Genomic DNA, 7,616 nt, shown 5'->3' on the forward strand with positions numbered 1-7,616 from the left:
AGCCGGCCGAACCCTGGCCGGTCAACCGTCTCGCTCGGGCCGGGGGCGGGAAGAGCTCGTCCAGGGCGATCTCCGTCGACAGCTCGGCCGTTCGTGGACTTCGAGACCGCTGTCGAGCGGCAGGCCACCTACCTGGCCCGGGACGACGAGGACCGACTCCACAGTTCCGGTGTCGGGCTGTCGGACGCCGAGAGGATGATGTGGGCCACTCATCGTCCTGAGAGGGCCCTGGTTGATCACCGACCCGACTACCCGCCGCGCGTTCACCGACGAGTCCTACCGCGAAGCGAGTGGGGACGACAAAGGGTTCTACGTGCTGGCGTCAGCGGTCTTCGAGCCCGGCGAACACCTGGAAGCGCGTGAAGTGCTGCTGGGCCTGCGAGGCGACCGCAGCACGGCGAAGTTGCACTGGAACGAGATGGACAGGCACCAGAAGCGAACAGCGGCACAGCGGCTGGCAGACGTCGAAGGCATGCACCTCGTCGCGATCGGCTCACCGCTCCCCGTCAAACGGCAGGAACGAGCACGGGTGGCTTGTCTGAGGCTGATGGTGCGCGAACTGCACACCTACGGGGTTTGCGAGCTGCTGATCGAATCTCGGACGAACGAACTCGACAAGCGCGATGTCGCCACGGTCAGCGGCGCACGCTACGACCTGCCCAAGGGCACGCGTTTCAGGGTGGAGCACCAAGCCGGCGCCAAAGAGCCGTTGTTCTGGGCTGCGGACATCATCGCCGGCGCGGTGCGTGCTCATCTGATGGGGGACAGCAGCTACCAGGACATACTCTCGGAGCGCCTGTACGAGGTGTTCGTCGACACCGGTTGCTGACGACGCCACGGACGACTCCGGACATGCGTAAGGCCAGGGTCCCGGTCTGCCCCAGGTGCACCTGGCCTTGCGACTCGCCTGAGCACCCACGGTGCCAGACTCCGAGGTGGATGCTACTCGCCGGTGAGACGGTTGACCAGCCGGCCGAACCCCGACTGGTCAACCGTCTCGCCTGGTCAGGCCGATTCTGTCAGCGAGTTGCGCACACCCGATCGATGACGCCCCCCGGTGAGATCACCAGGCGTACGCCTCCGGAGCGGGCTTGCTGCCGTTCGGGCCGGGTGCCGGGAAGAGCTCGTCCAGCTTGGCCAGCACGTCGGCGTCCAGCTCGATCTCGGTCGACCGCAGCGAGCCGTCCAGCTGCCCGGCGGTGCGCGGCCCGATGATCGGCGCCGTCACGCCTTCCTGGTGCAGCAGCCACGCCACGCCGACGTGCGCCGGGTCCTCACCCAGGTCCGCCGACAGCTTCTCGTACGCCTCGATCGCGTCCCGGTGCTTCTCCAGCGCCTCCAGGCTGCGACCGGAGTTGCCGCGTGACCCACCGCCCTCGCGCTGCTTGCGCAGCACACCACCGAGCAGACCACCGCCCAGCGGCGACCACGGGATGACGCCGAGGCCGTAGTGCCGTGCCGCGGGCAGCACTTCCAGCTCCGCGAAGCGGTTCACCAGGTTGTAGATCGACTGCTCGCTGACCAGACCGAGGAAGTGCCGGCTGCGCGCGGCCTCCTGCGCCTGGGCGATGTGCCACCCGGCGAAGTTGGACGACCCGAAGTAGACCACCTTCCCCTGCTGCCGCAGCACCGAGAACGCCTCCCAGATCTCGTCCCACGGGGTGTTGCGATCCACGTGGTGCATCTGGAGCAGGTCGATGTGGTCGGTCTGCAACCGCGCCAGCGACGCGTCCGCCGCCCGCCGGATGTGCAGCGCGGACAGCCGGCCCTCGTTCGGCCAGTCCCCCATGTCCCCGTACAGCTTGGTGGCGAGCACCGTCTTCTCCCGCCGCCCACCGCCCTGGGCGAACCACCGGCCGATGATGTTCTCGGTGATGCCCTCGCCCCGCTCCCACCCGTAGACGTCGGCGGTGTCGAAGAAGTTGATGCCGTGCTCGTGCGCCCGGTCCATGATCGCGTGGCTGTCGGCCTCGGACGTTTCCGGTCCGAAGTTCATCGTGCCCAGGCACAAGCGGGACACGGACAGGCCGGAGCGGCCGAGTTGGGTGTACTCCATACGCCCACCCTGCCCGAACCCGAGCGGCACGACCACCCGGGCGTCCGAGGGGTGGTCACGTTCCGCAAACCGCTCCGCAGCAAGGGTTCCCGCGGTTAAGATCCGCGCCTGCACCACGCACAGGCCTCGAGCGCTGTGCGTGAAAGGCTTGGGGAGGCCTGCGTGGGGGGAGCCTTGCCGAACGACGTCGTGCCACGGGACGGGACGTCCCTGCCGAACGCCGTGCTGCTCCTCCTCGCCGCCATCGCGGCCTCCGTCGTCGCCCAAGGCGGCTACTACCTGCCCGGACGGCTCCTGCCCACCGCACTGGTCGCGTTCGCCCTGGTCCTGGCCCTGCGCCACCGACCGGTCCGCCCCGGCGTCCTGCCACCGGCCTGCCTCGCGTTCGCCGCGTGGGCCGTGCTGCGGGCCGTCCTCGGCGCCGCGAACGCGCTGCCCACGGTCGCGGCGGTCGTTTGCCTGGCCGCCGCGGCGTTCGTGGCCCAGCGCGCCGACGCGCGGCAACGCAACCTGTGCGCCTCGGTGGTCGTCGGCGTCGGCGCCCTGGTGGCGCTGACCGGCTGGGCCGCCGTGGTGTGGCGGATACCGTCGTGGTCGGTGGTCGCCGAAGGCCTGGTCCGCGCGGCGTCGACGCTCACCTACCCCAACGCCGCCGCAGCCCTCGTCGCCGCGCTCGCCGTCCTCGCACTCGCCCTGAACGCCGCCCACCCGGACTCGTTGCCACTGGCCGGTGCGGCGTACGCGCTGCTGGTGGGTGTGGGCGCGACGCTGAGCCGTGCCGGTCTGCTCGCACTGGCGGCCGGACTGGTGGCCCTGGCCGTGTTCGGCGGCACCCGCGCGACCCTGCGGCACGCCGGTCCGGCCGGGCTCGGCGCGCTGATCGCCCTCGCCGCCCTCGCACCGTCCTTCCCGGCGGGACAACCGGCCCGAACCGGCCTGGCGGTGCTCGGGCTCGTCGGCGGCCTGGCGGTCGCGCTCGGCCTCAGTCGGGCGAACGCGAGGGGCCGGGTGTTCGGCGTGGTGGTCGGGTTCGCCGCCGCCGCGCTGGTCCCGCTCTTCGTCTACCGCCGTGGCCTGGGAACGATGCTGGCAGGCCGGATCTCCACCAGTTCACCGGACCGCAGCGGTGCCACGCGGGCCGCGCTGGACCTCGTCGCCGCGCAGCCGTGGACCGGGGTGGGACCGGGCCGCGGGTGGTTCGTGTTCACCGCGCCCGACGGCTCCCGCGTCATGCGGTACGTCCACAACGAATACCTCCAGGTGCTGGTCGAACTGGGCGCGATCGGCCTGGTCCTCCTGCTGCTGGCGCTGGTGGCACTGGCCGTCGAGGTCTGGCGTGGCCGCACGAGGACGCCCCTGTGGGCCGGGGCCGCCGCCGCGCTGGTCGTGCTGCTCGTCCACAGCGGGTTCGACTTCCTGTGGCACCTGCCCGTGATCGTGCTGACCGCCGGGCTGCTCACCGGCCTGGCCGCGTCGCCGCTCCACCACTACCGACCCGCTGCCGAAACACCCGTGGACGCAGCAGCCCCAACCGCAAAGGAGCAACTGTGAAGCTCTCCGCACTCCGAAACGTCCGTCCGGCCAAGGCCGCCGCGGTCCTCGCCGTGGTCGCGGGCGCGATCTTCGCGTCCGTGCTGCCGTCCAGCGCCGACGTGAGCGCCCAGTCCCCGTCCCAGTCGGGCGTCCGCCTCCAGTCACCGGCTGAACGACTCGCGCGCGGTGCGGCGGTCAGAGTCGAGTTGCTGGTGACGTGCCCGGCCTCCAGCTGGGCGAGTTCCATCGGCGTCCGGCTCAGCCAGCGCGTCGGCTCCGACGTCGCGTCCGGCTACGGGTACACGAGCTTCACCTGCACCGGCGGCCTCCAGTCCGTCTCGGTCACCGTGCAGGCGGAGCAGAACGCGTTCCGGGCGAGCCTCGCCTACGCCTCGGCCAACCTCAGCGGCAGCGGCAGCAACACGGTCTACGACGACCGCGAGATCGAGATCGTCAACCCGTGACACCGCGGGGTGGGGCTCGCCGGTCCGGTGCACCCCACCCCGTCAGGCCCGGTACGCGCCGGTCGCCGCCTCCAGCGCGGTGACGCACGCGGCGACGGCCGGATGTGCTCCGGCACCGCGCCGGTAGGCGATGCGGGTGCGCCGGTGGACGTCGAGCGGGAGCAGCCGGACGTCCGCGGGCGGGTGCGTCGCACCGAGTTCCGGAACCAGCGCGACACCCTGGCCGGCCGCGACGAGGGCGAGCACGGCGGTGAAGTCGTCGGCGTGGTGGCGAACCCTCGGCGTGAACCCGGCCGTCTGGCAGACCCTCAGCGCCACGGTGTGGCAGAGCGTGCCGGGGCTGCCCACTATCCACGCGGCCTCCCGGGCGTCGTCGACCGGATCGCCCGCCCTGTCGACCACTTCGTCCGCGGGCACGGCGAGGAACACCGTCTCGTCCAGCAGCGGCACCGAATCCACGCCGGGGTCGGGCTCGACCGGTGCGATGTCGTAGTCGTGCCACAGCGCCACGTCCAGGCGTCGATCGCGCAGCGCGTCCGGCATGTCGACGGGGTCCAGCTCGGTGACCATGAGGTCGAGCGTCGGGTGGTCACGCCCCAACGCGACGAGTGCGGCCGGCAGCAACGTGGGCACGGCGCTGGGGAACGCTCCGATGCGCACGGTCCCGGACAGGCCGGTGCGTGCGGCGGCCAACGTGGCGGACGCGGCTTCCAGAGCGGCGAGGACGGTCTCGGCGTGGTGGACCAGCGCCGTGCCGGCGGGTGTGAGGCTGACGCTCCGGCCGGTGTGCTCGAGCAGCGGCACGCCCGCTTCCCGTTGCAGCGCGGCGAGTTGCTGGGACACGGCGGACGGCGTGTAGGCGTGCGCCTGGGCCACCGCCGCGATGGTGCCCAAGCGGGCCAGGTCGCGGAGGAGCCGGAGGCGGCGGACGTCGAGCATCAGTTCAGCTTACGGTTCTGTTGAGAAATGTGCGCTGGTCCTTCACGGTCTGGGCGGGCAGGGTGCGGTTCATGACGCTCACCGGTTTGTACGTCCCGCTGATCACGCCGTTCGACCGTTCCGGGGCGGTGGCCGTGGACGCGCTGGAAGCCCTGGCCAACGAGGTGTTGGACGCCGGGGCACGCGGTGTGGTCGCGCTGGGCACCACGGCGGAGGTGTCGTCGCTCACCGCCGCCGAACAGCAGCTGGTGATCGACGTGGCGGCCGGGGTGTGCCGGGCGCGCCAGGCCCGGTTGGTGGTCGGCGCGAACACCCCGCAGGCGCTGGAAGCGCTGGGCGACCGGGACGTCGTGGGGGCGCTCCACGTGGCGGCGCTGAGCGTGGTGCCACCGTTCGTGCGCCCCGGCGAGGACGGCGTGGTCGCCCACTTCACCCGACTCGCCGCCGACAGCCCCGTGCCGCTGGTCGTCTACGACATCCCGTACCGGACGGGCCAGTACCTGTCGGAGGCCACGCTGCGCCGCCTGGCCGCCGTGCCCGGTGTGGTGGGCTTGAAGTACGCGCCGGGCGGCATCAACGCCGACACCATCGGGCTGTTCGCCGACAAGCCGTCCGACCTGGCGATCCTCGGCGGTGACGACACGTTCATCTCGCCGCTGCTGGCGTTGGGGGCCGACGGGGGCATCCTCGCCAGCGCGCACCTGGCCACGGCCGAGTTCGTCCGGCTGATCGACGCCTGGCACTCGGGCGACGTCACCACGGCCCGCATGGTCGGCGGTCGTCTGGGGGTCTTGTCGGCCGCGCTGTTCGCCGAGCCGAACCCGACCGTGACCAAGGCCGTGCTGCACGCGCAGGGCCGCATCCCGACCCCTGACGTCCGCCTACCGCTGCTGCCCGCTCACCCGGACACCACGTCGGCGGCTCTGGACGCGCTCACCGCTGCCGAACGCCCGCTCGCCACACAGCGCGGGTGAGCGGCACGCCCGGTCGGTAGGCGAGGTGGGTGGTCGACGGCGCGTCGAGGACGTGGACGTCGGCCCTGGCGCCCGGGGACAGGTGGCCGACGTCGTTGCGCCGCAGGGCTTTCGCGCCGTTCAGGGTCGCGGCGGTGACGGCTTCCTCGATGGTCATGCGCATCTGGAGCACTGCCGTCGTTATGCAATACGCCATCGAGGTGGTGTACGAGCTGCCGGGGTTGCAGTTGCTGGCGAGGGCGACCGTCGCACCCGCGTCGAGGAGCCGGCGGGCGGGCGGCAGGGATTGGCGCGTCGACAGGTCGCACGCCGGGAGCAGGGTGGCGACGGTGGACGAGCCGGCCAGCGCGTCGACGTCGGCGGAGGACAGGTAGGTGCAGTGGTCGACGCTCGCCGCGCCCACCTCGACCGCCAGCCGCACGCCCGGTCCCTCGCCCAACTGGTTGCCGTGGACCCGGAGCCCGAGGCCCTTGGCACGGGAGGCTTCCAGCACGGCCCGCGACTGGTCTTCGTCGAACGCGCCCTGCTCGCAGAACACGTCCGCCCACCGCACGTGCGGCGCGACGGCGTCGAGCATGTCGCCGATCACCAACGCCACGTACTCGTCGGCGTCCGCGCCCGGCGGCACCAGGTGCGCACCCAGGAAGGTGACTTCATCGGCCACCCCGGCGGCGATCCGCGCCGATCGCACTTCGTCCACGACATTCAGCCCATAACCGGTCTTGGTCTCGATCGTGGTCGTGCCCTGCGACACGGCCTCCGCGATGTGCCGTCGCAGGTTGTCTTCGACCTCCCGATCCGAAGCGGCCCGAGTCGCCCCGACCGTCACCGCGATACCGCCCGCGGTGTACGACGTACCGGCCATGCGGGCTTCGAACTCGGCGGTCCGGTCACCGGCGAACAGCAGGTGGGTGTGGCTGTCCACCCACCCGGGCAGGACGGCGCGGCCTTCGACGTCGACCCGCGCGTCGGCGGCGGGCGCGGAGGTCGCGGGACCGACCCAGGCGACCAGACCGTCGGTGAAGACGAGCGCGGCGTCGGTCAGGCGACCCAGCTCGGGGTCCTTGGTCGTCAACTCACCGATGCCGGTGATGAGGGTGCTCGTCACGACCGCACGAACCTGAGCCAAGCGACAGCGGGGAACGCCAACGAACCGGCCTCGGTGCTGCCTTGGTTACCACCACCGCTGCGGCTGCTCTTCCGCCACTCCGCGCCGGTGAAGTCCACAGTGGACAAGGGGCCGCCTCTCATTCGCACTCGGTGAGGACCTGCTCGACCAAGGCGACCGAATCCGCCGAGCCGAGCGCCCGGTCGAGCAGACGGTCGAACAGCAGCCTAGCCCGACCCAACTTCCCGGGAATCCCGTCACCTGATCAGGCGAGTACGTGGATGTTCAGTTGTCCGGTCCGGTCCGGTCGTGGTGTTCAGGCGGCGAGGGGCACCGGTGGTCGGTGGAGCAGGTTTTGTCGGGGCCTTTGGGCGGGGTCCACGTGACGCGGCGGGATGAACGCCGGAACACCACCGGTCATCGTGATCCGCCAACGCGAGTGATGCACCAGGGAATGATGCGTGCGGCACAGGAGAACGAGGTTGCCCAGATCCGTGGCACCTCCTTCCGCCCAAAATGTGACGTGGTGCGCGTCGCACCAC

8 protein-coding genes are annotated in these 7,616 nt (G+C 71.4%); 4 read left to right on the forward strand and 4 right to left on the reverse strand.

What is annotated here, in order from left to right; genetic code table 11:
* Nucleotides 1-232 precede the first annotated feature (232 nt).
* The gene (locus OQ02_RS18690) at nucleotides 233-829 is read left to right on the forward strand and encodes a hypothetical protein (RefSeq protein WP_033439749.1); all 597 of its coding nucleotides are present in this window, start codon (nucleotides 233-235) and stop codon (nucleotides 827-829) included.
* A 234-nt stretch (nucleotides 830-1,063) separates the two neighbouring features.
* On the opposite strand, the gene OQ02_RS18695 is transcribed toward OQ02_RS18690, so the two are convergent.
* Nucleotides 1,064-2,056: an aldo/keto reductase gene (locus OQ02_RS18695; RefSeq protein WP_033439750.1), complete on the reverse strand. Its 993-nt coding sequence runs from the start codon at nucleotides 2,054-2,056 to the stop codon at nucleotides 1,064-1,066.
* Nucleotides 2,057-2,218: 162 nt separating this feature from the next.
* Between OQ02_RS18695 and OQ02_RS18700 the strand changes: the two genes are divergently transcribed.
* Nucleotides 2,219-3,607 (forward strand): O-antigen ligase family protein, encoded by a 1,389-nt coding sequence (locus OQ02_RS18700; protein WP_197043390.1) that lies wholly within the window; start codon nucleotides 2,219-2,221, stop codon nucleotides 3,605-3,607.
* Nucleotides 3,604-4,053: a hypothetical protein gene (locus tag OQ02_RS18705; RefSeq protein ID WP_033439752.1), complete on the forward strand. Its 450-nt coding sequence runs from the start codon at nucleotides 3,604-3,606 to the stop codon at nucleotides 4,051-4,053. Before OQ02_RS18700 ends, OQ02_RS18705 begins: the two co-directional genes overlap by 4 nt.
* Before the next feature lie 42 nt (nucleotides 4,054-4,095).
* On the opposite strand, the gene OQ02_RS18710 is transcribed toward OQ02_RS18705, so the two are convergent.
* A complete protein-coding gene (locus OQ02_RS18710) occupies nucleotides 4,096-4,992 on the reverse strand; it encodes a LysR family transcriptional regulator (RefSeq protein ID WP_033439753.1) in 897 nt (298 codons plus the stop codon).
* A 71-nt stretch (nucleotides 4,993-5,063) separates the two neighbouring features.
* Between OQ02_RS18710 and OQ02_RS18715 the strand changes: the two genes are divergently transcribed.
* Entirely contained in the window at nucleotides 5,064-5,966 is a 903-nt protein-coding gene (locus tag OQ02_RS18715) for a dihydrodipicolinate synthase family protein (RefSeq protein ID WP_033439781.1), read from the forward strand.
* Here OQ02_RS18715 and hutI read toward each other — a convergent pair.
* Nucleotides 5,926-7,074 (reverse strand): imidazolonepropionase, encoded by a 1,149-nt coding sequence (gene hutI / locus OQ02_RS18720; protein WP_033439754.1) that lies wholly within the window; start codon nucleotides 7,072-7,074, stop codon nucleotides 5,926-5,928. The two genes, OQ02_RS18715 and hutI, sit on opposite strands and share 41 nt — an antisense overlap.
* A 316-nt stretch (nucleotides 7,075-7,390) precedes the next feature.
* Nucleotides 7,391-7,616 (reverse strand): HNH endonuclease signature motif containing protein (locus tag OQ02_RS47160; protein WP_197043391.1); only part of this gene is annotated, 226 nt, incomplete at its 5' end.

The organism is Saccharothrix sp. NRRL B-16314 (genome assembly GCF_000716595.1).
In the GTDB taxonomy this organism is placed as follows: Bacteria; Actinomycetota; Actinomycetes; order Mycobacteriales; family Pseudonocardiaceae; genus Actinosynnema.